The following is a 25,613-nucleotide window of genomic DNA, read 5'->3' as shown; positions in this document are numbered from 1 at the left end:
TATGCAAATAGAAGCTTCTCCTTTTTGCATAAAGGAGAAGCATCACTTACGTATTTTCAATGCTCGGTTTAAATACACCAACTGTTGTGTTCCTGTTGATGATTAGTAGCAATTGTTCGGCCATATAGCTTGAGCTGTATTTAAAACCAGCTTCAATCCATTCAATAATCATGCCATAGATGGCATAGGCAGAATAACTTGCAGCTAATTCTCTGTCAATGTGAGCGTCATTTTCATGTACATGTAAATCTTGAATGGATAATTCCTTTAGTACATGACAAAGCTTATATGGAAATCCAGCAAAAATTTCAGAGTGTATGATCAGCTTATAAAAGCTCGCATGCTTTTGAACATGATCGAACACTTTAATTGCGTTAGAAGTTAATTTACTCACTTCAAAGGTTTCAGAATTTTTATAAGGCTCGCGGTAAGAAGCAATAAAATCTGTCATTACATCGTCCATAATTTCATTCAATAGTTCTTCTTTATAAGCAAAATGCTTATAAAAGGTGCCTCGGTTTAAGTCAGCTGTTTGGACAATATCTGTGATTGTTATATCCTTAAAGTTCTTTTCCTGCATTAGCAAAAGAAACGCTGCTTTTAATGCCTTTTTCGATTTGAGTATTCTTTTATCAAGGTATTCATTTTTACTGGACATATGTCACCTCAAATGTTCATTAAAAAGGACTTGTACAGCTTTTTTAGCTGGTCTGTTGGATAATAGACAAAGGCCGTCTTGTTTGCTGATTGTCCTTGATTCTTACTGTTATTATACTATAACTAGCAGGGTAAACTACAAAATGTGAAAGCGGATACTATATATTCGCCACTATATGGAGGTATAAATATGAGACTTCAAGACAAAGTTGCAGTTATAACAGGAGCAGGATCAGGGATGGGAAAACAAATTGCCCTTCTTTATGCAAAAGAAGGGGCAAAGGTTACTGTTTCAGATATTAACGTGGATGCAGCAAATGCAACTGTAGAAGAAATTAAATCCAATGGTGGTAATGCAATTGCAGTCATAGCAAATGTTGCAAAGGAAGAGGACATCCAAAATTTAATTGATGCGACAATCCAAACATTCGGCACACTTGATATTTTAGTAAATAATGCAGGAATTATGGATAACTTTGAACCTGCAGGTGATATTCAAGATGATAATTGGGACAGGATATTTGCTATTAATACAACAAGTGTCATGCGTGCAACAAGGAAGGCTCTTCCGATTTTCTTGGAAAAGGAGAGCGGTGTAATTATCAATGTAGCATCTGCAGGCGGACTACAAGGTGCAAGGGCAGGCGCTGCTTATACTGCTTCTAAGCATGCGGTTGTTGGATTCACTAAAAACACTGGATACATGTATGCGCAAAAAGGCATTCGCTGTAATGCGATTGCTCCAGGAGGAGTCGAAACAAACATCGGTGCTTCCATGACAAATGTTAATGCGTTTGGAATGGGAAGAGTGCAGCCAGGTCTTGGTGTAAACCCTCGTATCGGCAAGCCAGAGGAAGTGGCGAATGTTGCACTATTCCTTGCATCTGAGGAGTCAAGCTTCGTTAATGGCACAGTAATTACTGCAGATGCAGGCTGGACAGCTTTTTAATAATAAAAAGGAGGCGTACCTTTAAAAAGGTACGCCTCTGTTTTTATTAAAGTACTTTGTTTAAAAAGTCTTGTGTACGTTCGTTTTGCGGATTGCCGAAAATCTCTTGTGGAGTTCCTTCTTCGACAATATAACCGCCATCCATAAATATGACTCTGTCTGCCACTTCGCGTGCAAAGCCCATTTCATGTGTCACAATAACCATCGTCATGCCTTCTTGTGCCAATTGTTTAATAACGTTTAGCACTTCTCCGACCATTTCAGGGTCAAGAGCACTTGTCGGTTCATCAAACAGCATAATATCAGGATTCATTGCAAGCGCGCGTGCAATAGCCACACGTTGCTTTTGGCCACCAGATAATTTAGCTGGGTTTTCTGATGCTTTATCCTTTAATCCAACACGATCTAAAAGCTGAAGGGCTTTTTCTTTAGCTTGTTCCTTCGATGCCTTTTTCAATTCAACAGGAGCAAGTGTAATATTTCCTAAGACATTCAAGTTAGGGAAGAGGTTAAAATGCTGAAATACCATGCCGATATTTTCTCTGACTTTGTTGATATCAGTGTTTTTATCTGTCAGCTTTTGAGCATTAACAACAACTTCTCCGCTTGTTACTTCCTCAAGCATATTCAAGCAGCGCAGCAATGTGCTTTTTCCAGAACCAGAAGGGCCGATCAGACATACAACTTCTCCTTCTTGGACCTGCAAATCAATTGATTTTAATACTTCAAGGCTGCCATATGATTTTTTCAAGTTAGTGACATTAAGCTTTGCCATTTTTTATCCTCCTCTCTAGAACATTCGATACTTTCGTTAAGATCATGATAACAATAAAGTAAATAATGCCGACGATAATCCACATTTGGAATGATTCTAGATTTCTTGCAATAATAATCTTACCGCTTTGCGTCAGCTCGTTTATGCCAATAATAGACAGGATAGAGGTGTCCTTTAATGTGATGACGAACTGGTTAATAAATGCCGGGATCATTAATTGAATTGCTTGTGGTAGTACTACCTTCAACATAGCCTTACCGTAAGGAAGACCTAAGCTTCGTGCAGCCTCCATTTGCCCCTTGTCAACGGATTGAATACCGCCGCGGACGATTTCCGCCATATAAGCACCAGCATTTAAGCTCAATGTGATCAGACCAGCGACAAATGCAGTAATACGGAAATCAAATGCTGCCGGAATACCGAAGTAAATAAAGAATGCTTGAACAATCAATGGTGTACCACGGAAAATGTCAATATAAATCATAGCAATAGTGCTTAATAATTTACTTTTTGCAATACGCATTAATCCGAAAACAATACCAACTATTGTTGCAATAATTAAGGAAACAACAGTTAGAATTAATGTCATTTTCAAACCTGTCATCAAGCTAGGCATGCTTTCTTTCAATAGACCGAAAAACCCAGTGTCTTTTGTAGCAGCAGTGTTAGAGCCAGTTTCTAAATATTTATCCATTATCTTCTGGTATTCACCACTTGCTTTTAAGTTAGCAAGACCTGTGTTGAACATTTCTAAAAGCTCGGCATTTTCACCTTTTGAAACGGCGAAGCCATAAGAAGCACCTGCTTCTTTATCTGTAACGCTTTTTAAGCCATTTCCTTGCTTAATTCCGTATGCTAATACAGGATAATCGTCAAAAACAGCAACAGAGTTTCCTGTTTTTACATCTTCGTACATGTTTGCAGAGTCATCAAATGTAACAATAGAAAAACCATATTTATCTTTAATACTTTCAGCAAAGCTGGCACCTTCTGTACCAGTTTTTACTGCAACTTTTTTGCCTTTTAAATCATTATAAGATGAAACATCGTCATTACTTTCACTAACGGCCATAATTATTCCTGAATCGAAATACGGGTCAGAGAAGTTGAATTTTATTTTTCTTTCATCAGTTATGCTCATTCCCGCAATAACTGCATCTACTTGTTTAGATTCAAGTGCTTGAACGGCAGCATTAAAGCCAAGTGGTTTTATTTCATATTTAAATCCTTGATCTTTAGCAATTGCTGCAACAAGGTCCATATCAATTCCGACGAACTCACCACTCGTATCTTGGAATTCAAATGGAGCAAAAGTAATATCTGTAGCAATCTGATATGTTTTTTCTGCAGCCTTCACATTTGTTAGTGGAGAAAGCATACTTAACGCAGTCAGTAAAACTACAAAGAACAAAATTAACTTTGGAAATCTTGTTTTTATCTTCATTCATATAGCTCCTTTTGTACTTTTTCTATGTTGGAAAACTAGGATAAATAAATCCTTTTTGATAAACATTTGTTTGTATGTAAGATAATCTGACATAAAACATAATTAAAATCATACTAAATAAATGTAAAATTGTACAGATATGATTTTAAGAATAAATAATATTATCTACGCCATTAAAGAGAGGATGTACAGACAAACTTTGATTTTTCAGAAATGAAAGAGTTTGCAATACACTAACAATGATAAGAAATGATTTTTTAAATCATCTTATTTTTTCTTATAAATTCCTTTCTGATGCTTAAAATCGTCATTTTTCTTAAAATTAAGCAGGGATTGATTACAAAAGCTAATGGATAACACTCCTGAAGATTTTTTGAGCTTGTCAAAACACTTAAAACATAAGTGTTTAAGTTATCGTAAACGGAACTATTTTAAGCGTGGCAGACTTTTAGTTTGGATTTTACTTTAAACTTGTTAGTGGAATGAAGCGGAGGACATAAGCAATGGAACGGGCTACTTTTAAAGTCTGGCATCATTTATTACCCTTAACATAAGGTCCATTGCGTTGAAGTTAGATTAAATTAGGGATGGTGAATAATGTATTATTCCATCCCTTTTGATTTCTTATTTAAATGTATCATCAGGATGCAAATTATTTTGCATTAGCTCCTGTACGTTACTGATTTGTTCTATAGACGCTTTTTCTGTTTTGTACCAGCCTTTTTCATTCATGATGGTAAAAAGCTCGTATTGGTTTGAGCTGGCATTTGCAAAGGCCTGCTCATAAATGTCACGGAGCCCTTGGTGTGACGTTTCTAGTATGACAGTGCTAATACTGTGACAGCGCCCTTTCTCAAGCTCTAAACAAAGCTGGAGCATTTCCTTGTCTGTCAGGCCGCGCCCTTCGATATTGTTTGGCATTTCATTCATCCTTTACGCAGTTTATTGAATATTTGACGTTCTGTTAAAATATTGAGACAGGTCAGCAATCTTTAGCTGATGTTTTTCTGCCATAGCTTCAAGTGTGCTTTTTAGTGTCTCATCATGACATTGTGCTGCACACCAGTTCAATGTTTTAGCAGTAATCGTCTCGGCGCGAATTTCATCCTCCATAAATGCCAATTCCTTCATTGTAAGTTCGGTCAAGCTGTTCACCTCCCAAAACTTTTATAGGCTTAGTATTGATTTGGTGCTGCTGTTTTATCCTTTTAAGGAATTCTAATGAGAGAACAAATTGAGTAACACTTAGTTTTTATAACATATACTTAGCCATAATAAGGAGGGAGGATGTGAAATGTCAATTTAACAAGACGGGTGGCTTATTTAATGTTGGTTTATGCTATAATAGTATTAGAACCAAGTACTAAAACTAGGTGTAAGATTGTAAAAGTGACTTGTCAAATTAGGAGGACAATATGGAAGATTTATTGAAAATAAAAGGCAAAAACATCGTTATTATGGGTGTTGCAAATGAACGAAGTCTTGCTTGGGGTGTTGCTAAATCCTTGTTCAAGGCTGGTGCAAATTTAATTTTTACATACCGACTTGATCGCTCACTTAGTAAATTAACTAAATTATTGTCAGATAACAGTTATGATGCTAAGTTAATTGTTCAATGTGATGTAAACAGTGATGACAGCATTAAGAATGCATTCCAAGAAATTGGCTCAAAAGTAGGCGTGATTCACGGAGTTGTTCATTCTGTTGCATTTGCTCATGCTGAGGATTTAAAAGGAGACTTTATTAATACTTCAAGGGAAGGTTATGCATTTGCACAGGATACTAGTGCGTATTCTTTAATTGCTGTAGCAAGGGAAGCGAAGCCTTACATGACAGAAGGTGGAACTGTTACAACAATGAGCTATCTTGGCGCTGAACGTGCTGTGAGTGGATATAACGTAATGGGTGTTGCTAAAGCTGCACTTGAGTCATCTGTTAAGTATTTGGCATTAGAAATGGGTAAAGATAATATCCGTGTAAATGCTATTTCTGCTGGTGCAATTCGCACACTTGCTGCAAAAGGTGTTGGTTCATTTAATGCTATCCTTCATAAAATTGAAGAAACTTCTCCATTAAAAAGAAATGTTACACAGGATGAGGTCGGCGATATGACATTGGCGATGATCAGTGAGCTGTCAAGAGGGGTTACAGGCGAAATTATTTATGTAGATTCAGGCTATAACATCCTTGGCTGATGAATATAACAAAGAGGCTATGAAATTTCATAGCCTCTTTTGTATTACTTAACTTTTCTAGGTGTTGATCTTCTAATGAAGAATGCCAAGAGAAGTGCTAGTGCTGAGATGCCTGTCGCGACGATAAAGGCATCGTTTATTCCGTTAATTGTTGCCTGCACAACTGCTTTTCCATAAATAGTCGAAACAGCGAGTGCTTGACCAGAGCTTGAAGGGATACCAGCTAATGCTGCGAATCCTTGACCAAGCTGACCTAGTTTTTCAGCGATAAACGGATTGTCGCTTGTGATAATATTACTGTAATTTGCAGTATGGAATGTAGACCTGTTAGTCATAACAGTAACAAGGAATGCTGTTCCAATACTTCCGGCAACAGTTCTAGCCGTGTTAGAGGCTGCTGTACCATGGCTTGTCAAATGCATTGGCAGCTGGTTCATACCCTCTGTCATAACGGTCATCATGATGAAGGACATTCCGAACATACGGAAGATATAAAGCATCATGATATGTGCATAGGTTGTTTGCATTGTCAATTGTGTAAAGCCCCATGTTGTCAATACAGTGATAACCAGCCCAATGATTGCAAGTGGTCTTGCACCAAATCTGTCAAACAGCTTACCAGCAATCGGCGACATAATCCCCATTACAATTGCTCCTGGAAGCATTAATAAACCAGAATCCAATGCGGTAAAGCCGCGAATGTTTTGAAGGTAAACTGGAAGTAGAATCATACCTGCAAACATTGCCATGTTGACAACCATGCTTACTACTGTAGTTAATGCATAAATATCGTACTTGAAAACCCTTAGATCAAGCATAGGAGTTTCAGTAGTAAATTCACGCCAAACGAACAGTGCTAAGAAAACAACACCCGTGATAAGAGAACCAATAACTACACCACTGTCCCAGCCATCATTACCTGCTTCACTGAAGCCGTAAAGCAAGAAGCCTAATCCGATAGTAGAAGTGACAAAGCCCCATAAATCGAATTTTGGATTTGTGCGTGGTGTAACATCCTTCATCCAAATAGTAGCGATGATTAAATCAATGATTCCAAAAGGAATAACAAGATCAAATAATACTCTCCATGAATAATGACCAATTAGCCATCCTGAAAGTGTAGGACCGATAGCAGGAGCAAAAATCATCGCAACCCCCATGATACCCATTGCAGTACCACGTTTTTCAGGTGGGAAGATAGTCAAGAATGTTGTCATTAGAAGAGGCATAATAACACCAGCACCAGCTGCCTGGATGACACGTCCAATCATTAGCATGCTGAAGCCTGTAGACACAGAACATACTAATGAGCCGATGGTGAAAGCAGACATAGCGAGTATGAGCAGCTTTCTGGTTCCAAGCTTGCTGATTAAGAACGGAGTGATTGGAATAAACACACCATTTGTCAGCATATAACCAGTTGTCAACCATTGAACAGTACTTGTTGAAACATTCAAATCGTTCATAATATGCGGGATAGCTACATTCAATAATGTTTGGTTAAGAATGGCAACGAATGCACCCAGCATAACGGCAGCGATAATTTTTCCTTTACTGCCTTCGAAATCTACTCTTGCTTGTTGTTTAATGTCTTTTTCTTTAACAGGTATTTCGTTTTCGTCATGTCTTTCAGCATTATCTGGATCACTGACATACTCTAACGCCGGTTCTGTAATCGCAGACTTGCTTAATGTTTCATTTATTGCTTCCTCCATCGGACTTTCTTCTTGCGCAATGGAGCTATGAGAAATTTCATTTTCTTGGATAGGTTCATCCTTACTTGTATTGCTTACTTTTTCCTGTTTTGGTTTTCTGCTTTGTTTCCTAATCAGGTAGTTTATGGTGAGGAGCAATATAATGCTGATAACTGCATAGCTTGCGATATATATCGTCATCGTCATCACCTACTTATGGATTCGCACAGTTACGTTCATACCAGGAACTAAATCTAAACCACCATAGTTATCAATTGAGACTTTAACAGGAATGACTTGCGTTTCTTTTGTGTAGTCGCCTGATGAATTGCTGCTAGGAAGCAATGAGAATGTGCTTGATGTTGCTAAGCCTAAAGATTCTACTTTACCAGTTAAAGTTGTATCTGGGTATGCATCTACATATAGATCAACGTCTTGGCCAACCTTTACGTCGTTTAAGTCTGTTTCATCAACGTTTGCTGTAACCCATAGGTTATTCATGTCATATGCTTTAGCTAAAGAAGTACCTGCTGCAACAAAAGAATTTTCTACTGCTGATGATTGAACAACAGTGCTGTTTGCAGGAACATTAACATTAATTTTTGATGTTCCAGTTTCAGTTGTTACTTCCACTGTCCCGATTTTTTCATTTTTGCCAAATTTCTCGCCGACATCACCGCTCCATGCTGTTAATTTACCTGTTGCAGGTGAAGCAATGCTCACTTGTTGTCCCGTAATTTGGGCATTATCTGTTGAGATGTAAGAAACAGATTTATCATAGAAATAATAACCTGTAAAACCGCCACCCACTAAAACAATAAGTAGGATGATGTTAATAAGTATCATGCGTCTTGCGTTCATTCTTGTAAGTCCTCCTTAGAATTGAGAATCGTTAAAATTTTGTTGTTTAATTCTAGCAGTTTTTGGATGTCCTCTTCAGGGAATTGCATTATTTCTTTGATTTTCAGGGCAACAACAGAGTCGGTTTGCATCAATGCTTCAAGTTTCTCATGTCCAAGCTTGGTTAGATGCAGATTAACAGCTCTTCGATCATTAGCTTGAGTTGTTCGTTCAATCATATCCTGCTGTACAAGGCGATCGACAACACCACTGACTGTGCTTTTCGTCAGACGCAATTTGTCAGCAAGCTCACCTAAGCTTATGTTCGGTTGAAAAGAAACCCGATATAATGCTTTAAGTTGAACGGCAGTCAAACCCATCTGATCTGCATCATCTTTGAGAAGCTGATAGTAAGCCTTATTTATCTTTGCGTAGGATCTAATCAACTCATTATTCAAAGCCTCTTTCACATTATGCCTCCTGTTCCCTTAAGAAATAAAATACCCAACCAGACACAAAAAATGCTGGAATTAATAGCTTGTCAAAAATAGTTCGTATACGAACTATATCGCATGAGCTATCTTCGCATAAATTAGAGGGAGTAACATTAAAAGAAGTTAAAAAAATGATGAGAAAATAATAAACGATACAAAGACCTATTTAATATAGAAGAAAAACGGATTAATTTACCAAAAAAAGACCCTATTAACATCAGGGTCTCTTAATAAATCAGTTATTCAAATCATACAAACCAGGGCTGTGCTCATTCGGCATATCAGGAAGCTCGGGCACAGGATAGCCTTGTGGTGGTTCAATTACTTTAAGCTCGCCTTTATTTCTGCTTGGAGATTCACCTTGGAATATTTCACCAATTCTTGTAGGGTCGAGACGGAAGTTGAATTGAGCATTATGGAAGCCTAAATCAACATATTTACGGCATTCTGGATATTTATTAATATCATAGTTTGGAACAGGGAACAGCTTTGCCCAGTTTACACCTAATGTTTCAAGTGCTTTTGCAAATGCATTTTGATGCGCATTGTCACGAACAATCAAGAACGCTAAAGTTTCACGGAATGTTTTATTCGAACTCATTTCATATAAGCGTGATTTTTGCAGGACACCTGTTGATTCAAGAACTAAGTTATCAAGAAGATCAGCGACTAAATTGCCATGACTGTATACATAAGCACCTGTCCAAGGGTTTCCAGCAGCATCAACAGGAAGTGAGGCCTGTGCACCCATAATATAATGATGTGGGTTCACATTTTCTGTTGCGATATGAAGTGGTGCATCGCTTTCGCCGACAGAACCTACACCAATATCGCCAGAACCATTTAGAAGTTGATTAATGGTTGTTTGAACAAGCTCCACATGGCTTAGCTCTTCAAGAAAAACGCCGCGGATTAAGTCACGGTATTGCTTTGCCTTTCCACGGAAGTTAGCGCTTTGGAAGGAGAACTGCATCAGTGTTCTCATTTCGCCAAATCTGCCTCCTAATGCTTCTTGAAGCACTTTGGCAGCAGCTGGGTCTGGCTTATCAGGAACGATTACATTAATTAAGTCTTCTTTATAGAAATACAAGATGATACCTCCAATGGGATATTTTTTTTTCTTAGTTTATTGTTTATTAATTTTCTTTTTTTATCCCATTATTTTAAAAGGAATAATGGGATAAATTAAAAAAGATGCAAGAATTTAAATTGTTAAAATATTTTTTTCATAAATAATAGTTGATGAAAGAAATTTTTTTTCGTATAATAAGAGCATAGAAATGAAAACACTTACAAATCAACTCTAATAGTGGAGGTACATCAAATGGATGCATACTTATTAATAATTACATTAGTTTCAATCGTCCTTGTAATATTAGGAGTTTCCCTGTTTAAATGGCATGCTTTTATTAGTTTGACAGTAGCAAGTTTATTTTTGGCTATTTTCTCAGGATTATCATGGGATAAAATTGTAAGCGCTTATGAGACGGGGGTAGGTGGCGTATTAGGCCATTTAGTCGGAATTTTAGCGCTTGGAACAATACTAGGGAAAATGCTGTCCGAATCTGGGGCAGGATTACAAATTGCTAACTTCTTTGTGAAGATTTTTGGAGAAAAGAAACTGCCATGGGCAATGTTCCTTTCAGGATTTATTATTGGAATTCCGGTTTTCTTTGAAGTCGGTATTTTAATACTGCTGCCACTTGTTATTTCCATCCAACAAGCGACAAAGAAAAACATATTGTTAATTGCCTTGCCAGGGATTGCAGGCTTATCCATTGTGCATGGATTAGTACCTCCACATCCAGGTGCGATTGCCGCAATTGGAATCTTTGATGCAAATTTAGGAAAAGTATTACTGTATTCATTAATTATTGCTCTGCCTGCCGGAATTGTTGGCGGTCCGCTTTTTGCAAAATATATTCATAAACGTGTTCTTCCGAAAGGGGAACCAGAATTAGTTAAAGTGGAGGAAAAGGACGAAAAGTCACTGCCAAGTGTTGGTATTTCTTTCTTCGCGATTTTGCTTCCTGTCCTGCTGATGATTATTGGAACTGCTGCACCATATATGAAATTTTTGCCTGATGAGGTTATGAAGGCATTGGCTTTTGTTGGTAGTCCGTTAGTATCACTGCTGCTAGCTGTATTCTTTGCATTTTATTTCCTTGGATTTAAACAAGGTATCGGCAAGGAAAAATTGAAAAAGTTCACCGAAGATTGTATTCTCCCAGTTGGGTCAATTGTGTTGATTATCGGTGCTGGTGGTGCCTTTAAACAAGTATTGATTGACAGTGGTGTTGGTACAACAATCGGAAACATGTCTGAAAGCTTATCATTATCACCATTAGTTTTAGCATTTATGATTGCCGGACTTATCCGTATTGCAACAGGATCTGCAACAGTCGCACTAACGACAGCAGCAGGGATTGTTTCACCGATTATAGCAGGTATGTCTGGAGTGAACGTGGAGCTGCTTGTATTAGCAACTGGTGCTGGTTCCTTAATGTTCTCCCATGTTAATGATGCAGGCTTCTGGATGGTAAAAGAATACTTAGGTCTGTCAGTAGAGGAAACATTTAAAACATGGACAGTCCTTGAGACAGTATTATCATTCGTTGCATTTGCAGGAGTATTGATTTTAGACTTATTTGTATAAGGCAACAAAAAAGGTGCTAAAACCAAGATCTAAGTCTTGGTTTTAGCACCTTTTTTTGTTACATTCTTGTGTCTGAAATAGCATTTCTGATTTTTTTAAGCGATTTATTTGCAGTGTCTTTATTTAATATCATCATATTCACATAAAGGGCATCAATTAAGCTTAATTGCGCAATACGGGAGGAAAGTGCTTCAGACCTAAATTCAGTTTCTTCTGAGCTTGTAAACAGTGCAACATCTGCATGCTGAGCTATCGGTGATTTAGGATAACCTGTAATGCTAATTGTTTTAGCACCGTTTGTTTTTGCTGTTTTTAAGATATTGATGGTATCTTTATTAGTCCCAGAGTGGGAGATGATGACGGCAACGTCGCGATCGGATAGCTGTGATGCGGACATAAGCTGAAAATGGGAATCAATGAATGTAAACGCTTTTATTCCTGTTCGCACAAATTTATGAAAAGCATCCATTGCAATAACTGCCGACCCACCAGTTCCGTAAAACTCTACCCGGTGTGCTGCAAGCAAAAAATCTGCGGCTTTTTGGATGGACGTTCCATTGACTAACTGTAAAGTATTTTCTAGTGTGCGGATATTCGACATAAAAACCTTTTCTGTTACTGTGGCTACATTATCCTGTTCATTTATTTCTTCATGAATATGCTGTATAGGCTCAATTATTTCGGAGGCGAGGGCAATTTTCATTGCTTGATAGCCTTTAAATCCAATACGTTTGCAGAACCGAAAAACGGTTGCATCTGCCACATTTAAATCCTCTGCCAGCTCATTAATAGTACTATGAATGATTTTTTCAGGGTTTTCTAATATATAATCAGCAATCTTTTTTTCTTTTTCACTTAGTCTAGCATAATAGGAGCGGATTTTTCCTAAGCAATTTTGTGCCATATCGTCTGATTCCTTTCGACATAATTTTATGTATAGTATAGCATAATCAACATAAGAAAAAATATTTTTTAATACGCTTTCATTAATGAAAAAAATTTCGTATAATAAAAGAAAGGAAGAAAATTTTTTTCGTAAAAGGAGTGTTCTAAAAATGAACATTGGAATAATTGGCCTCGGAAAAATGGGCTTTAACTTAGCAGAGAATCTCTTGGATCATAATTATAGTGTAACAGCTTTTGATGTAAATGAAAGCGCTATTACAAAAATTTCTAATGCAGGTGCTGTCGGAGTTAAAACCATAGCAGAGTTAACAAATAGTTTGGCAGGTCCCAAAATTGTGTGGGTAATGGTTCCATCAGGGAAGATAACAGAGGATGTTTTAACAGAGCTTAGTGCTGCATTAAGTGATGGCGATATTATAATTGAAGGCGGAAATTCACATTATCGGGATACAGTCCGCAGAGCTTTAGAGCTTAAGAAGAAAGGCATCCATTATCTTGATGTAGGAACGAGTGGAGGTACAAGCGGTGCTAGAAATGGAGCTTGTATGATGATAGGTGGAGATAAGGACATCTTCTTGCAGACTGAGAGTCTCTTCAAGGATTTATGTGTGGAAAATGGTTACTTGTATACAGGGGAAGCAGGCAGCGGACATTTTTTGAAGATGGTCCATAACGGAATAGAATATGGAATGATGCAGTCTATAGCTGAAGGATTTGAATTGCTGGAGAAAAGCGAATTCAATTATGATCATGAGAATGTTGCGAAGGTATGGAATAATGGCTCTGTCATCCGTTCTTGGCTTATGGAGCTAACTCAAAATGCCTTTGCAAAAGACCCGAAATTAGAGGGGATAAAAGGAGTCATGCATTCATCTGGTGAGGGTAAGTGGACGCTTGAAACAGCCTTGGATCTTCAAGTAGCAATGCCTGTTACTGCATTGTCGCTTATGATGCGTTATCGTTCATTAGAAGAGGATACCTTCACAGGAAAAGTAGTTGCCTCGTTGCGTAATGAATTTGGGGGCCATAGTGTTGAGAAGAAGTAACAAAGGAAGGCTGCAGCATATGACTGCAGCCTTGCTTGTTATTTAACCCATTTGCGCTGGAAGTCAGCGATGTATTCGTACTCATTATTAAGCAATCTGGAGATGCGAATGAAGATTGGTGTTAGATCCTCATAAATTTCCACATTTTCTTGAATTGGTTTATGAGCATGTGTGCTGCCAACAAGCTCCTTCATAATACTGAAATCGTTTATTTCTCCTAGTCCATACATGCCGAGGACAACCGCGCCAAGGCAGGAGCTTTCAAAGCTTTCTGGAACTGTGACCTCTTGATTGAAAATGTCAGCCATCATTTGTCTCCAAAGCTCTGAGCGGGCAAAACCGCCAGTAGCTTGAATTTGCTTCGGTTCGCCAATTACCTCCTGCAATGCAAGCATCACTGTGTATAGATTCAAGATTACGCCTTCCAGCACGGCTCTGACCATATGCTCTTTCTTATGATGCAGCCCAAGTCCGAAGAAGGAGCCACGAGCATCTGAATTCCAAAGTGGTGCTCTTTCACCAGCTAAATATGGGTGAAACAAAAGCCCGTCAGCTCCTGGAAGAACCCGAGAAGCAATCTTCGTCAACACCTCATAAGGGTCAATTCCTAAGCGCTTAGCTGTCTCCACTTCTGAGGAAGCAAGCTCATCACGAACCCATCTAAACGTCATTCCACCATTGTTGACAGGACCGCCAACAACCCAATGATTTTCGGTAAGGCAGTAGCAGAAAGTCCGACCTTTTGGATCTGTTACTGGCTTATCTGTTACAGTGCGGATTGCGCCGCTTGTCCCGATTGTTACAGCTACAACACCAGGATCAATCGCATTAACACCAAGATTGGAAAGAACACCATCATTTGCGCCAACGATGAACGGTATGTCCGAAGTTAGGCTAAGTTCCGCACAAAGCTCATCCTTCAAGCCAGTGATGGAGTGAGTTGTCGGTACTGGCTCAGGCAGCTGTTCTGGCGTTATGCCAGCTATTTCAAGCGCTTCCTTGTCCCAATCAAGCTGTTCAAGATTGAAAAGACCTGTAGCAGAGGCAATGGAATAATCGACAATGTATTCACCAAAGAAATGGTGGAAGATATATTCCTTAATACCGATGAATTTAGCTGTATTAGCAAAAATCTCTGGGTGATCTGTCCGGAGCCAAGCAATTTTTGCAAGGGGAGACATTGGGTGAATTGGTGTACCTGTACGCTTGTATATTTCCAGTCCATTCAATTCGTTTTTAATTTTGTCAGCCCATGCTGCTGAACGGCTGTCAGCCCAAGTGATGCATTTTGTCAGTGGTTTGTTATTGTTATCAATTGCAATAAGGCTATGCATTGCTGCACTGAAGGAAACAAGCTTTAATTTCTTTAGCTCGACATTGCCTTTTGAAAGTGCTGTTTTAATTGCTTCTTTCGCAGCAGAAAGTATTTCATCAGGGTCTTGTTCGGCAATAGCTGGTGCTGGGCTGTATAAAGGGTACTCAACATGATGCATGCTGATTACTTTGCCGGCTTCTCCAAACAAAACAGCTTTTGTACTAGTTGTTCCAATATCAACACCTAAATAGAAGGAATCCTTAACCATATTAAATCTCCTTTATAGTAAAATCCTGAATATAAATAAGGGTCAAAGGTAACAAAAAAAATTTCTTTAAATAGGAAAATATTTAGAAAAATTTTTTCTTATCCTTTTATTTTAAAGCAAATTATTTATTTTTGGAACTGTTTTCATTAAAAGAATAAAAGAAACAGCGAGAGAAATCAAACTTGACGGCGACAAAAAAGCACTTCGTAACTCGAATTATAGCGGAATTTTTGGATGGGAAATTCTTGAATAAGTAAATGTGGGCAAGTAGACTAATACTTGTAATTGTTAGCGTTTTCATTTTAAGCTAATCCGATTTACCTTATTGACATCATAGTTATACAAAAAATTTTTACGGAAATTTGTAAGCGGTTGCAAGTTTGTCTCGTAGTTGTAACACCTGCTGAATTTTACATGGGAGTGAGTTATCCCTATATAATTTAGCAAACAAGACACAGAGAGTGAGGGGAAGAACTATGAAAAAGAGTAAAGTTATTGCCTTGTTTATCGTTCTTATTTTGCTGCTGGTGCCAATACTTCAAGGGTGCAGTTCTAATTCAGGCACTTCCGGCTCCGATGAAACAATCCAGCTGACCTTTTCAGCATGGGGAAATCCTGCAGAAATAAAGGTATACCAAAAAGCTGTGGATGGATTCATGAAAGAGAACCCGGACATTAAAGTGAAACTTGTGCCAATTCCAAGTGATGGCTATATCCAAAAGCTGCAAACACAGCTGCAGGGAAGTCAGGCACCAGATGTGTTTTATGTTGGAGATGGTGACATTTCAAAAATCATTGAAACTGGCAAACTTGCACCATTAGGTGAATTTATGAACGGCTCAGAAAGCTATGCTAAGCCGGAAGAGTTCGCAGAAGGATTATGGGGAGCTGCTAAAAAAGACAATGAAATATATGGCATCACAGTAGATTGTAATCCGATGCTTATTTATTACAATAAAAAGCTGTTTTCAGATTTAGGTATTAAGTCTCCTCAAGAATTTTATGACGAGGGAAAATGGAACTTTGACGCGATGAAAGAAGTAACAGATAAGCTGCGGGACGGCGGCAAATACGGTTTGATTGTAGATAATTCATGGAACACACTTTTTAGCTGGATTTGGGCAAACGGCGGAGAAATTTACAATAAAGAAACTGGCGAATTTATTTTAGATCAAAATGAAAAAGGGATTGGAGCGATGTCCTTCTTAGAACAAATGGTTAAGGGCAAAAACTTTACTTATTCCGGGTCTCTTCCTAAAGGCCAGGGCTCAGAAGCGATGTTTATGTCTGGGCAAGTTGGCATGGTTACTGCCGGAAGATGGTTCACACCGCTTTTCCATGAAAACAAATCATTAGAATGGGATTATATTTCATGGCCATCCAACACAGAAAACAAGCAAGAGCCAGTGGCAATTCCGACAGCTTACCTTGCAGCAAACAAAGATTCTAAAAATAAAGAAGCAGCGATGAAATTTGTTTCTTACTATACATCTAAAGTTGGGCAGGAGCAGCGCTTGAACGGTATTGGAAATGCGATTCCGTCTATTAACGGAATTGACGATGCCATCACTAGCTCCAATGTTCCAGAGCATGTAAACTACATCATTGAAGCAAGGGAAAAAGGATTTGCAAATGCAATCCAATCGACTATCCCAGGCTTGGATAAAGAAGTCAATGACATCATGGACCTTATGTACCTTGGCAAAGATGACGCCAAGACTACTGTAGAAAAAATAACGAAAAAAGCAAAAGAAATGATTGCAGAGCATAAATCTGAATGACATAAAAACGAAGGTGAAGGAGTTTATTCTTCACCTTCTATCTTAAAAAAGGTGGGTGAACGCGATGAGAGGCCGGCAAAACCTTTGGGGCTATGCGTTTTTGGCTCCACAATTAATAGGATTAATTTTGTTTTCATTAATACCAGTTCTTTTCACATTGACATTAAGCTTTATGAAATGGGACGGATTTGGGGCGAAGGAATTTATAGGGTTAGCCAATTATATAGATCAATTTCAGGATCCGGATTTTTGGAAAGCCTTAGGAAATACGGCCTATTATACAATTTTAGTCATTCCTGCAAGCATCGCTTTGTCCTTATCGGTAGCGGTTGCTCTTAATAAAATCAAAGGAAAAAACTTCTATCGACTTTTTTACTTTATGCCTGTAGTAACAAGCTCTGTTTCAATCGGAGTTATCTGGATGTGGATTTTAAATGGAGATTTCGGCATATTAAATCAAGTTCTCGCTAACTTTGGGATACAAGGGCCAATGTGGTTGACTGATACAAATTGGGTAATGCCATCCATTGCGATTTTGAGCATATGGTGGGGGTTAGGTCATAATATGGTCATCTTCTTAGCAGGACTTCAAGGGATTTCTAAATCCTACTATGAGGCAGCAGAGATAGACGGGGCGACAAAATGGCAGAAGCTTCGCCATATTACATTGCCGCTTTTGTCACCGACAACCTTTTTTATTGCCATTATGGCTGTCATTTCTTCCTTCCAGGTTTTCGATCAGGCATATGTCATGACAAGCGGCGGTCCTGCGAAATCGAGCTACACATTTGTATATCATATATACGAAGCAGCCTTTGTCGATTTCAAAATGGGTATAAGCTCTGCAGCGGCAATGGTATTGTTTGTCATTATTCTAGTGTTTACGCTTATTCAATTTAAAATGTCGAAAAGGTGGGTGCATTATGAAGATCAATGACGCATCAGTGAATCCGGTCCCTCAAGCAGCTGTTCCATTACGTAAAAAGAAAAAGATTTCATTGCTGCGCATCCTGCTCCATCTTGTGCTGATTGCTGGAGCATTTTTAATGGTTGCTCCCTTCCTTTGGACAATAAGCAGTTCTCTTAAAGATATGTCCCAAATTTTCCTTGTGCCGCCAAAATGGTTCCCGAATCCTGTTAATTTCCAAAACTACCCGAATTCCTTAACAGCAATGCCATTTGCAAAAGCATATTTTAATAGCTTTTATATAACGGCAATCGTTGTCCTGTTAAACTTGCTGACCTGTTCGATGGCTGCCTTTGCATTTGCGAAAATGCGATTTCGTGGCTCTAATCTGCTGTTCATCCTGTTTTTGGCGACAATGATGATTCCAAAGCAAGTGACGATGGTCCCGCTTTACCTGATTATGGACGCATTTGGGTGGATTGATACGCATTTATCCTTAATCATTCCGGCAGGATTATTCAATGCCTTTGGTGTGTTTTTGCTGCGACAGTTTATTAGAGGCATACCGAATGAACAGATTGAAGCAGCTGTTCTTGACGGAGCAAACCCTGCTAGGATATACCGAAGCATCATTCTGCCATTGATAAAGCCAGCGCTTGCTGCGTTTGGGATATTTGCTTTTATGGGAATTTGGAACAGCTTTTTAGAGCCGTTGATTTATTTAACGACGCCTGAAAAATTCACAGTGCCACTGCTCCTTAATACGTTTAAAGGCTTATATTTTACAGACTGGTCACTGATGATGGCTGGTACAACAATCTCTATTATTCCTGTTATCATTGTGTACATTTTCGCGCAAAAACAAATTATTGAAGGCATTGCTTTGACTGGCTCTAAAGGTTGATTCATTAATGGGGTGATCTTATCAACAACAAACTGATGAAAGCTTGCATATGGGTGTACCGTTTGCTTTATGTTAATGCACTATGGATGCTCTTCACGCTTGGCGGCCTTATTCTGTTTGGCTTCTTTCCAGCTGCTGCAGCAATGTTTTATTTAATTAGACAATGGATGGATGGGACAGACGACGGTCCGATATTTCCGATGTTTGTTGCTAAGTTTAAAGCATATTTCATACAGGCGAATTTGCTTGGAGCAATTATTCTATTTGCAGGAATATTGCTGTATGTCGATTTACAGTTTTTTTTCCAAGCTGAGAGTACTATTTTTGCCATTTTCAGATATACTCTACTGACTATTACCTTTGTATATCTCATCATGCTGCCGTATTTATTTCCTTTATTAGTAGAGAAAAAACGGACAATAAAAGAAGTGTTAAGAGATATGCTGTTTATGAGCATTACACGGATTGTACAGAGCGCCGTTATGATGATCGGCTGCATCACGATTTTTGCTGCATACAGCCAGCTTGCAGGCTTCTTCTTGTTCTTCTTCGGAAGCACTGTAGCATTGTGGCTGACTTGGAATGTCAAACATGCACATCGAAACATACTGAGTAAACAAAAAAATAGCAGGATGATAAACGATTAAAGGGGAGAAATGTATGTCTAAAATCACATTTATCGGTGCAGGAAGCACTGTATTTGCAAAAAATGTTCTGGGAGATTGTATGATGGTACCTGCACTTGAGGGTTTTGAGTTTGCTCTGTTTGATATTGATGAGGTGCGGCTCAAGGATTCAGAGAATATGCTAAACAATCTGAAAAATAATTATAATTGCCATGTTACTATAAAGGCGTACACAAACCGAAAGGAAGCACTAAGAGGAGCAAAGTATGTCATAAATGCTATTCAAGTCGGCGGCTATAAGCCAAGTACGGTCATAGACTTTGAGATTCCAAAGAAATACGGACTGCGCCAGACAATCGCAGATACTGTTGGAATCGGCGGTATTTTTCGGAGCTTACGAACAATTCCTGTCATGCTTGAGTTTGCTGCGGACATGGAGGAGGTTTGTCCAGATGCATTGTTTCTAAATTATACGAATCCGATGGCAGCACTTACTGGAGCGATGCTGCGCTACACAAATGTCAAAACAGTCGGGCTTTGTCACAGTGTTCAGGTTTGTACATCACATTTATTAAAATCACTCGGGATAAAAGCCAAAAATGTGGAGGAGAAAATTGCTGGTATTAACCATATGGCTTGGCTGTTGGAGGTAAAGGCAGATGGGAAGGACCTCTATCCAGAAATAAAGAGACGTGCGAAGGAAAAGCAGCTGGATAAGCATACAGACATGGTGCGATTCGAATTAATGGATAAATTCGGATATTATGTAACGGAGTCATCAGAGCATAATGCCGAATACCATCCATACTTTATAAAGAGCCGTTATCCTGAACTGATTGACCGATTCCAGATTCCGTTAGATGAATATCCGCGTCGCTGTGTCCAGCAAATCGAAAACTGGAAAAAAATGCGGGAGGAGCTTGTACATAACAGCAATTTAACACATGTGCGCTCCCATGAATATGGGTCACGAATCATTGAGGCAGTTGAAACAAATATACCTTTTAAATTTGGCGGAAACGTTCTGAATACTGGCGGGCTTATTAGCAATCTACCTGAAAAAGCATGTGTTGAGGTACCATGTCTTGTTGATAGAAACGGAATATTGCCATGCTATATTGGGGAGCTTCCAGAACAGCTGGCCGCATTAAACAGAACGAATATAAATACACAGCTTTTAACAATTGAAGCTGCTGTCTCAAGAAAAAGAGAACATATATATCAAGCAGCCTTACTCGATCCACATACAGCAGCAGAACTGTCAATGGATGATATTGTTGCCATGTGTGACGATTTAATAGAAGCACACGGAGATTGGCTGCCAAAATTTGAATGATAACAGAAAATAGACTAAGAAGTGATTCTTAATAGAATATGGCTTTAAAATTAGTTCGTTTCATTACGCTACACACACTCGCTTGGGGAGGAGGCTAAAGCCTCCTCTATTTCCCTTAGTAGTCGAATGTCCTCCGCTCCATTACACTATGGTTTCTCATTTATGTATTTAAATCCAAAACACAAAAAACGGAACCATCGATAGAATAGTTCAGTTTTATTCTAGGCTTAACAACTTACTTTCCTTTTTTAACACTATTTAACTTTCAATGCTAAGTTCTGATTAATGGTTGAATAAAAGTGGAGATTTTTGTGCTGCGCACTTTTTAAGCTTTCCATTAGCCTTGGAATATGCAATTGGACCTTTTGATAGTCATTGTAGCGTAAATAAATAGTATAAATAGATTTCGGCAGAGAATGTATCCAATCTATCGGCAATGACAAAACGCCTTCACCATTATTTTGCACAGAGGCTTGTACGATAAATTCTGAGGCTTGTGACTGCCTGTTGCGAAGCAGAAGCTCATTTATGCAGGCAGAATCATCACCAACTGCTTTTATATGAAGTTGGATATGGTCATTAACGACAATGCAGTCAATGAGCTCTGCATACATTGGGATCTGGATATATTTATAAGGGTCCTGCAATGGTGTTATAAAGAAGGCTTTATTTTCAAGAAAATGATAGCTCTTGATTTTTTCTTTTGCATGCCACCGAAACAGTTCTTCAATCTCGCTATATTTTCCCTTCTTGAAAAGCTCATAGCACACCTTGTTAATCGGTTTAAAGAAATGGTCGGTAATGTCATAATCCAAATCATTTGCTGCTTTTAATGTTTTTTTCATTGTCCAAGTATAGGCTTTTCTCTTCATATAGTCATTGGCTTTTTGTTTGTATGTCGGACTATTTGTTCTAAGCGTATGATAGCGATTGATGAAGCCTGTAAAGCAGTCGAATTCGAACAATCTGTTTAATATCATCTTTTTAATATCAGAATCAAGCTCTTTTTCTTTAAAGTAACGTATTACCTTTTGATTGCATTTCATCTTGTCGAGCACATTTGTGCGTGAAGTTAAGGAGCCATTATTTTCATTTTGCCTGTTCAAATAGTAGATGACTTCTTTAGTTGTTGAGATTGTTTTGCAGCAGGCCAATACATCCATAAAGAACTGCTTGTCCTCTGCAAACTTCATTGCAGGGAATTGGATATTGTTATCTTTAATTATCCTTGTTTTCATCATTCTGGCTCTTGGCCCTAAGTGATGGAAAATATGGGGGATAGAGGCTGGTGGAACACTTCTCCGCTCTGTGCTGGATTCGTGTTCGCCTACAATAGAGGTTCCATCCGTCCGTATTTTCACCGTTTTCCCGACAACATAATCATCGCCGGTCTCCTCAAGCACGCGATAAAGCTTCTCTAATCCTGATAATTCGAACCAATCATCGGCATCAAGAAACGAAATATACGGAGCTCTAGCAAGCTCTATTCCTAAGTTTCTAGGAAAAGCAGGTGTGCCAGTATTCCTTTTTAGCAGTGCAAGCTTTATGTTTGGATGTTTACTACTATAATCAAGGAGAATGGACCGAGTCTTGTCTGTTGAACCATCGTCTACAAGAATATATTCAATTTGATCTATTAATGTTTGATTTAAAACAGAATCGATTGTTTTCTTAATTGTGGCAGCATTGTTGAAAACAGGGGTGACTACTGTTACAAGAGGATCCATTATTTTACTTTGATGCTGAATAATTTCGTAGTCGCTGACATTTTTATTTTTCAAAGCAAAAGAGAGAAGTTTCATCTATCATCCAAGCTTTCTGTATAGTTTTATTAATGTTTCTAAATGATTAAAAAGGGTAGTATCATTATTGAATATTTAATATAAAACTATACATCTTTCCTAAAATCATGCTTATTTTAGTAATAAAATCCAAAAGGTAGTAAAGACTATAAGCTGTATTGACAAAGTAAATAGTCTTCCTTTATAATTTGTCTGTAAGCGGTTTCCAGTAAAGGACCAAATAATCTTACATAATTCTAGCAATATTGCAGATTTTTGCTAGAATTAATACATGTTAAGATAACTGGTATAGACATCTAGTTATATAGTTTATAAATAAATGAAAGTAAGAAGGGATTATGTTATGTCAATCAAGAGTACTGGCGAGTCTTTACTTCTTAAGGACTTAACCATTTATACAGAAGAGGAAGTTATTTACGATGGCTTCTTGTTTATCGAACAAGGAAGCATCCAGTCTTATGGGAAAATTGCTGATTGGAAAGAGGAGAAAGAGAATGTACAGACAATATCTTTTCCAAAGGGGAGCAAACTCATTCCCGGAATGATTGATATTCATATTCACGGGGCAAAAGATGCTGATGCGATGGATGGGTCGAAGGATGGTCTAGGGACAATCGCCAGGATTTTACCGTATGAAGGAACGACTAGCTTCTTGGCAACAACTATGACACAAGGGCAAGAAGAGATTGAAGCTGCTTTAGAAAGCATTGCTTCCTATATGAAAACGGACAATAGTCCAGGTAAAGCAGAAATGCTAGGAATTCATCTTGAAGGCCCCTTTATTAATGAAAAGAGAGCAGGGGCACAGCCGCTAAATGCTATTAAGACGGCAGACATTGAGCTTTTCAAAAAATGGAATGCACTTGCTTGTGACCATATTCGACTAGTAACATTAGCGCCTGAAAAAGAAAATGGGCTAGAGTTGGCAGCCTATTTAAAAGAAAATGGCATTGTTGCTTCAATGGGCCATACTGATGCTGTATATGAAGAGGTAGTCGATGCAATCAACGCGGGAGTGAATCATGTTACCCATTTATATAATGGGATGAGAGGCTTCCATCATAGAGATCCTGGAACAGCAGGTGGTGCACTCCTTCATGATGAGCTGACGACAGAGATGATTGTCGATGGAGTTCATATTCACCCGGAAATCGTCAAATTGACGTTTAAGCAAAAAGGGAAGGATAAAATTATCTTAATTACTGACAGCATGAGAGCAAAATGGCTGGAAGATGGAATTTCCTCACTCGGTGGCCAAAAGGTGATTGTTAAAGATGGAAAAGCTCTGTTAGAAAGTGGAGCCCTCGCTGGCAGCACGTTAAAAATGAATGATGCTCTTACTAATATGATGGCATTTACAGGCTGTTCCTTAGAGGATGTCATCATAATGGGTTCCTATAATCCAGCAAGGCAGATTGGTGTTTTGGATAAAAAAGGAAGTATAAAAACTGGGAAGGACGCAGACTTGGTTGTATTAAATGCAAACAATGAAGTGGTCTTGACTATATGCAAAGGAATAATTGCAACAAAATCTGGAGGTGCATTGTAATGAGATGGATTGAAGTTGATAACTATGAACAAATGAGTGAGCAAGCAGCAGCGGTGGTAATTAATCTGGTGAAGGAAAAGCCAGAGGCTGTGATTGGTTTGGCAACTGGAGGAACACCTGCAGGAACCTATAAACGACTTATAGACGACTATAAGCAAAATACAACATCTTATGAAAACATTAAAACAGTTAACTTAGATGAATATGTCGGGTTAGAAAAGGAAAGTGATCAAAGCTATACCTATTATATGGATAAGCACCTGTTCGACCATATCAACCTTAAACGAGAAAATATTCATCTTCCAAAGGCGGAAACACCGCCATATGAGCAAGATGCAAAGGATTATGAGCAACTGATTGAAGATTTAGGCGGAGTGGATCTTCAAGTACTTGGAATTGGCGAGAATGGCCATATTGGGTTTAATGAGCCTGGAACACCCTTCTCCTCAAAGACTGGTGTAGTTGAATTGGATCCATCAACAAGAGAAGCTAATGCAAGATATTTCGAGAATAAGGATGATGTGCCAACACACGCTATTTCAATGGGAATATCGACTATTATGAAAAGCAGAAAAATCATTTTACTGGCATCAGGGGCAAAAAAAGCACCAATATTATATAACCTCTTCAAAACAGATGTGACAGAGGATATCCCTGCCTCTATTTTGAAGGAACATCCTGATGTAACAATTATTGCAGACAGTGAAGCATTGGCATTATTAAAGGAAAAAGAAGGAAGTGTTAACCGTTGATTATTAAGGATTCCCATATTCCAATCTATTTTCAGCTGGAGATGGAAATCAAGGAGATTGTGAAAGGACTCAATCCAGGAGACCCAATCAGCTCTGAACGAGAATTCTCAGAGAAATACGACATAAGCAGAATGACTGTCCGTCAAGCAATCAATAATCTTGTTAATGAAGGCATCTTAGTTAGAAAGCGGGGAAAAGGAACATTTGTCGCAGAACAAAAGGTTGAGCAGCCCCTTTCTGGTTTGACGAGCTTTTCAGAGGATATGCGTTCAAGAGGATTAAAGCCGTTAACGAAAATTCTTTCCTTCCAGCAAATAAGCTCGGACAAGAATATTGCCGCAAAGCTGAAGATAACAGAAGGTGTGCCGGTATATGAAGTGAGCCGGCTGAGGCTGGCAGATGAAAGTCCAATGGCACTTGAAATATCCTATTTACCGGCAAATATCATCACTGATTTAACAGAAAATACTGTTCATGCCTCTCTTTACGAATATATTGAAAACGAGTTGAATCTCAAAATCAGTCATGCCACACAAACACTGGAATCATCACTTGCTCAAAAAAGCGAATGCTCTATCTTGCAAATTGAAGAAGGCGACCCTGTTTTACTAATTGAAAGGTTCAGCTATTTACAAAACGGTGAAGCGTTTGAGTATGTTAAATCGATATACAGAGGAGATCGTTATAAATTTGTCATCGATATGAAGAGGTGAA

24 protein-coding genes are annotated in these 25,613 nt (G+C 38.5%); 12 read left to right on the top strand and 12 right to left on the bottom strand.

The window, feature by feature from the left end:
- Nucleotides 1-46: 46 nt before the first annotated feature.
- A complete protein-coding gene (locus tag EM808_RS03315) occupies nt 47-658 on the bottom strand; it encodes a TetR/AcrR family transcriptional regulator (protein WP_127735786.1) in 612 nt (203 codons plus the stop codon).
- 189 nt (nt 659-847) lie between these two features.
- Between EM808_RS03315 and EM808_RS03310 the strand changes: the two genes are divergently transcribed.
- Entirely contained in the window at nt 848-1,606 is a 759-nt protein-coding gene (locus EM808_RS03310; RefSeq protein WP_127735783.1) for an SDR family oxidoreductase, read from the top strand.
- 46 nt (nt 1,607-1,652) lie between these two features.
- Here the strand turns inward: EM808_RS03310 and EM808_RS03305 are convergent, their stop codons facing one another.
- From EM808_RS03305 to EM808_RS03290, 4 genes are all read right to left on the bottom strand, one after another.
- A complete protein-coding gene (locus tag EM808_RS03305; RefSeq protein WP_127735780.1) occupies nt 1,653-2,381 on the bottom strand; it encodes an amino acid ABC transporter ATP-binding protein in 729 nt (242 codons plus the stop codon).
- On the bottom strand, nt 2,368-3,825 hold the full coding sequence (locus tag EM808_RS03300; protein WP_127735777.1) for an amino acid ABC transporter substrate-binding protein/permease: 1,458 nt from the start codon (nt 3,823-3,825) through the stop codon (nt 2,368-2,370). Before EM808_RS03300 ends, EM808_RS03305 begins: the two co-directional genes overlap by 14 nt.
- Before the next feature lie 627 nt (nt 3,826-4,452).
- Nucleotides 4,453-4,749, bottom strand: coding sequence for a spore coat protein (locus tag EM808_RS03295; protein WP_164849563.1), 297 nt, complete (start codon nt 4,747-4,749; stop codon nt 4,453-4,455).
- A 21-nt stretch (nt 4,750-4,770) separates the two neighbouring features.
- The gene (locus EM808_RS03290) at nt 4,771-4,974 is read right to left on the bottom strand and encodes a hypothetical protein (RefSeq protein WP_127735771.1); all 204 of its coding nucleotides are present in this window, start codon (nt 4,972-4,974) and stop codon (nt 4,771-4,773) included.
- Nucleotides 4,975-5,243: 269 nt separating this feature from the next.
- Here EM808_RS03290 and fabI point away from each other — a divergent pair, with 269 nt between their 5' ends.
- Complete coding sequence (fabI, locus tag EM808_RS03285) at nt 5,244-6,023, top strand: enoyl-ACP reductase FabI (protein WP_127735768.1); 780 nt, start codon at nt 5,244-5,246, stop codon at nt 6,021-6,023.
- A 44-nt stretch (nt 6,024-6,067) separates the two neighbouring features.
- Here the strand turns inward: fabI and EM808_RS03280 are convergent, their stop codons facing one another.
- The 4 genes from EM808_RS03280 to EM808_RS03265 all read right to left on the bottom strand — a co-directional run bounded on the left by EM808_RS03280 (nt 6,068) and on the right by EM808_RS03265 (nt 10,141).
- A complete protein-coding gene (locus EM808_RS03280; protein WP_127735765.1) occupies nt 6,068-7,918 on the bottom strand; it encodes a DHA2 family efflux MFS transporter permease subunit in 1,851 nt (616 codons plus the stop codon).
- Nucleotides 7,919-7,927: 9 nt separating this feature from the next.
- Nucleotides 7,928-8,578, bottom strand: coding sequence for an HlyD family secretion protein (locus tag EM808_RS03275; RefSeq protein WP_127735762.1), 651 nt, complete (start codon nt 8,576-8,578; stop codon nt 7,928-7,930).
- Nucleotides 8,575-9,027: a MarR family winged helix-turn-helix transcriptional regulator gene (locus EM808_RS03270; protein ID WP_127735759.1), complete on the bottom strand. Its 453-nt coding sequence runs from the start codon at nt 9,025-9,027 to the stop codon at nt 8,575-8,577. Before EM808_RS03270 ends, EM808_RS03275 begins: the two co-directional genes overlap by 4 nt.
- A 259-nt stretch (nt 9,028-9,286) precedes the next feature.
- Nucleotides 9,287-10,141: a manganese catalase family protein gene (locus EM808_RS03265; RefSeq protein ID WP_127735756.1), complete on the bottom strand. Its 855-nt coding sequence runs from the start codon at nt 10,139-10,141 to the stop codon at nt 9,287-9,289.
- Between the two features lie 234 nt (nt 10,142-10,375).
- Here EM808_RS03265 and EM808_RS03260 point away from each other — a divergent pair, with 234 nt between their 5' ends.
- Entirely contained in the window at nt 10,376-11,707 is a 1,332-nt protein-coding gene (locus tag EM808_RS03260) for a GntT/GntP/DsdX family permease (protein ID WP_127735753.1), read from the top strand.
- A 58-nt stretch (nt 11,708-11,765) separates the two neighbouring features.
- On the opposite strand, the gene EM808_RS03255 is transcribed toward EM808_RS03260, so the two are convergent.
- On the bottom strand, nt 11,766-12,611 hold the full coding sequence (locus EM808_RS03255; RefSeq protein ID WP_127735750.1) for a MurR/RpiR family transcriptional regulator: 846 nt from the start codon (nt 12,609-12,611) through the stop codon (nt 11,766-11,768).
- 85 nt (nt 12,612-12,696) lie between these two features.
- On the opposite strand from EM808_RS03255, the gene gnd reads away from it, so the two are divergent.
- The gene (gene gnd / locus EM808_RS03250; RefSeq protein WP_127735747.1) at nt 12,697-13,659 is read left to right on the top strand and encodes a phosphogluconate dehydrogenase (NAD(+)-dependent, decarboxylating); all 963 of its coding nucleotides are present in this window, start codon (nt 12,697-12,699) and stop codon (nt 13,657-13,659) included.
- A 38-nt stretch (nt 13,660-13,697) separates the two neighbouring features.
- On the opposite strand, the gene gntK is transcribed toward gnd, so the two are convergent.
- Nucleotides 13,698-15,242, bottom strand: coding sequence for a gluconokinase (gntK, locus tag EM808_RS03245; RefSeq protein WP_127735744.1), 1,545 nt, complete (start codon nt 15,240-15,242; stop codon nt 13,698-13,700).
- 476 nt (nt 15,243-15,718) lie between these two features.
- Between gntK and EM808_RS03240 the strand changes: the two genes are divergently transcribed.
- From EM808_RS03240 to melA, 5 genes are all read left to right on the top strand, one after another.
- Nucleotides 15,719-17,023, top strand: coding sequence for an ABC transporter substrate-binding protein (locus tag EM808_RS03240; RefSeq protein ID WP_235856549.1), 1,305 nt, complete (start codon nt 15,719-15,721; stop codon nt 17,021-17,023).
- Nucleotides 17,024-17,087: 64 nt separating this feature from the next.
- Nucleotides 17,088-17,960 carry a carbohydrate ABC transporter permease gene (locus EM808_RS03235; RefSeq protein ID WP_127735739.1) on the top strand — a complete coding sequence of 291 codons (873 nt, stop codon included), beginning with the start codon at nt 17,088-17,090 and terminating at the stop codon, nt 17,958-17,960.
- Nucleotides 17,947-18,834, top strand: coding sequence for a carbohydrate ABC transporter permease (locus EM808_RS03230; RefSeq protein ID WP_127735736.1), 888 nt, complete (start codon nt 17,947-17,949; stop codon nt 18,832-18,834). Before EM808_RS03235 ends, EM808_RS03230 begins: the two co-directional genes overlap by 14 nt.
- A 62-nt stretch (nt 18,835-18,896) precedes the next feature.
- Nucleotides 18,897-19,481 carry a YesL family protein gene (locus EM808_RS03225; RefSeq protein WP_164849562.1) on the top strand — a complete coding sequence of 195 codons (585 nt, stop codon included), beginning with the start codon at nt 18,897-18,899 and terminating at the stop codon, nt 19,479-19,481.
- A gap of 13 nt (nt 19,482-19,494) precedes the next feature.
- The gene (gene melA / locus EM808_RS03220) at nt 19,495-20,796 is read left to right on the top strand and encodes an alpha-glucosidase/alpha-galactosidase (RefSeq protein ID WP_127735731.1); all 1,302 of its coding nucleotides are present in this window, start codon (nt 19,495-19,497) and stop codon (nt 20,794-20,796) included.
- Between the two features lie 254 nt (nt 20,797-21,050).
- On the opposite strand, the gene EM808_RS03215 is transcribed toward melA, so the two are convergent.
- Nucleotides 21,051-22,598: a glycosyltransferase family 2 protein gene (locus EM808_RS03215; protein WP_127735728.1), complete on the bottom strand. Its 1,548-nt coding sequence runs from the start codon at nt 22,596-22,598 to the stop codon at nt 21,051-21,053.
- Between the two features lie 343 nt (nt 22,599-22,941).
- Here EM808_RS03215 and nagA point away from each other — a divergent pair, with 343 nt between their 5' ends.
- The 3 genes from nagA to EM808_RS03200 are packed head-to-tail and all read left to right on the top strand — an operon-like array spanning nt 22,942 to nt 25,612.
- On the top strand, nt 22,942-24,147 hold the full coding sequence (nagA, locus tag EM808_RS03210; RefSeq protein ID WP_127735725.1) for an N-acetylglucosamine-6-phosphate deacetylase: 1,206 nt from the start codon (nt 22,942-22,944) through the stop codon (nt 24,145-24,147).
- Nucleotides 24,147-24,899 (top strand): glucosamine-6-phosphate deaminase, encoded by a 753-nt coding sequence (gene nagB, locus EM808_RS03205; protein WP_127735722.1) that lies wholly within the window; start codon nt 24,147-24,149, stop codon nt 24,897-24,899. The genes nagA and nagB overlap by 1 nt, the downstream gene beginning before the upstream one ends.
- A complete protein-coding gene (locus EM808_RS03200; protein WP_127735719.1) occupies nt 24,896-25,612 on the top strand; it encodes a GntR family transcriptional regulator in 717 nt (238 codons plus the stop codon). The genes nagB and EM808_RS03200 overlap by 4 nt, the downstream gene beginning before the upstream one ends.
- The last annotated feature ends 1 nt before the right edge of the window (nt 25,613 follow it).

Origin of the sequence: Niallia taxi, assembly GCF_004005475.1 — a bacterium.
Lineage (GTDB): Bacteria > Bacillota > Bacilli > Bacillales > Cytobacillaceae > Niallia > Niallia taxi.
Note: the sequence above shows the minus strand (reverse complement) of the source record. Positions and strands in the feature narration are given on the sequence as shown.

Coding starts and splice junctions, on each gene's coding strand:
- EM808_RS03315 (WP_127735786.1), bottom strand. CDS start 658: ATGTCCAGTAAAAATGAATACCTTGATAAAAGAATACTCAAATCGAAA.
- EM808_RS03310 (WP_127735783.1), top strand. CDS start 848: ATGAGACTTCAAGACAAAGTTGCAGTTATAACAGGAGCAGGATCAGGG.
- EM808_RS03305 (WP_127735780.1), bottom strand. CDS start 2,381: ATGGCAAAGCTTAATGTCACTAACTTGAAAAAATCATATGGCAGCCTT.
- EM808_RS03300 (WP_127735777.1), bottom strand. CDS start 3,825: ATGAAGATAAAAACAAGATTTCCAAAGTTAATTTTGTTCTTTGTAGTT.
- EM808_RS03295 (WP_164849563.1), bottom strand. CDS start 4,749: ATGCCAAACAATATCGAAGGGCGCGGCCTGACAGACAAGGAAATGCTC.
- fabI (WP_127735768.1), top strand. CDS start 5,244: ATGGAAGATTTATTGAAAATAAAAGGCAAAAACATCGTTATTATGGGT.
- EM808_RS03280 (WP_127735765.1), bottom strand. CDS start 7,918: ATGACGATATATATCGCAAGCTATGCAGTTATCAGCATTATATTGCTC.
- EM808_RS03275 (WP_127735762.1), bottom strand. CDS start 8,578: ATGAACGCAAGACGCATGATACTTATTAACATCATCCTACTTATTGTT.
- EM808_RS03260 (WP_127735753.1), top strand. CDS start 10,376: ATGGATGCATACTTATTAATAATTACATTAGTTTCAATCGTCCTTGTA.
- EM808_RS03255 (WP_127735750.1), bottom strand. CDS start 12,611: ATGGCACAAAATTGCTTAGGAAAAATCCGCTCCTATTATGCTAGACTA.
- gnd (WP_127735747.1), top strand. CDS start 12,697: ATGAAAAAAATTTCGTATAATAAAAGAAAGGAAGAAAATTTTTTTCGT.
- gntK (WP_127735744.1), bottom strand. CDS start 15,242: ATGGTTAAGGATTCCTTCTATTTAGGTGTTGATATTGGAACAACTAGT.
- EM808_RS03240 (WP_235856549.1), top strand. CDS start 15,719: ATGAAAAAGAGTAAAGTTATTGCCTTGTTTATCGTTCTTATTTTGCTG.
- EM808_RS03235 (WP_127735739.1), top strand. CDS start 17,088: ATGAGAGGCCGGCAAAACCTTTGGGGCTATGCGTTTTTGGCTCCACAA.
- EM808_RS03230 (WP_127735736.1), top strand. CDS start 17,947: ATGAAGATCAATGACGCATCAGTGAATCCGGTCCCTCAAGCAGCTGTT.
- melA (WP_127735731.1), top strand. CDS start 19,495: ATGTCTAAAATCACATTTATCGGTGCAGGAAGCACTGTATTTGCAAAA.
- EM808_RS03215 (WP_127735728.1), bottom strand. CDS start 22,598: ATGAAACTTCTCTCTTTTGCTTTGAAAAATAAAAATGTCAGCGACTAC.
- nagA (WP_127735725.1), top strand. CDS start 22,942: ATGTCAATCAAGAGTACTGGCGAGTCTTTACTTCTTAAGGACTTAACC.
- nagB (WP_127735722.1), top strand. CDS start 24,147: ATGAGATGGATTGAAGTTGATAACTATGAACAAATGAGTGAGCAAGCA.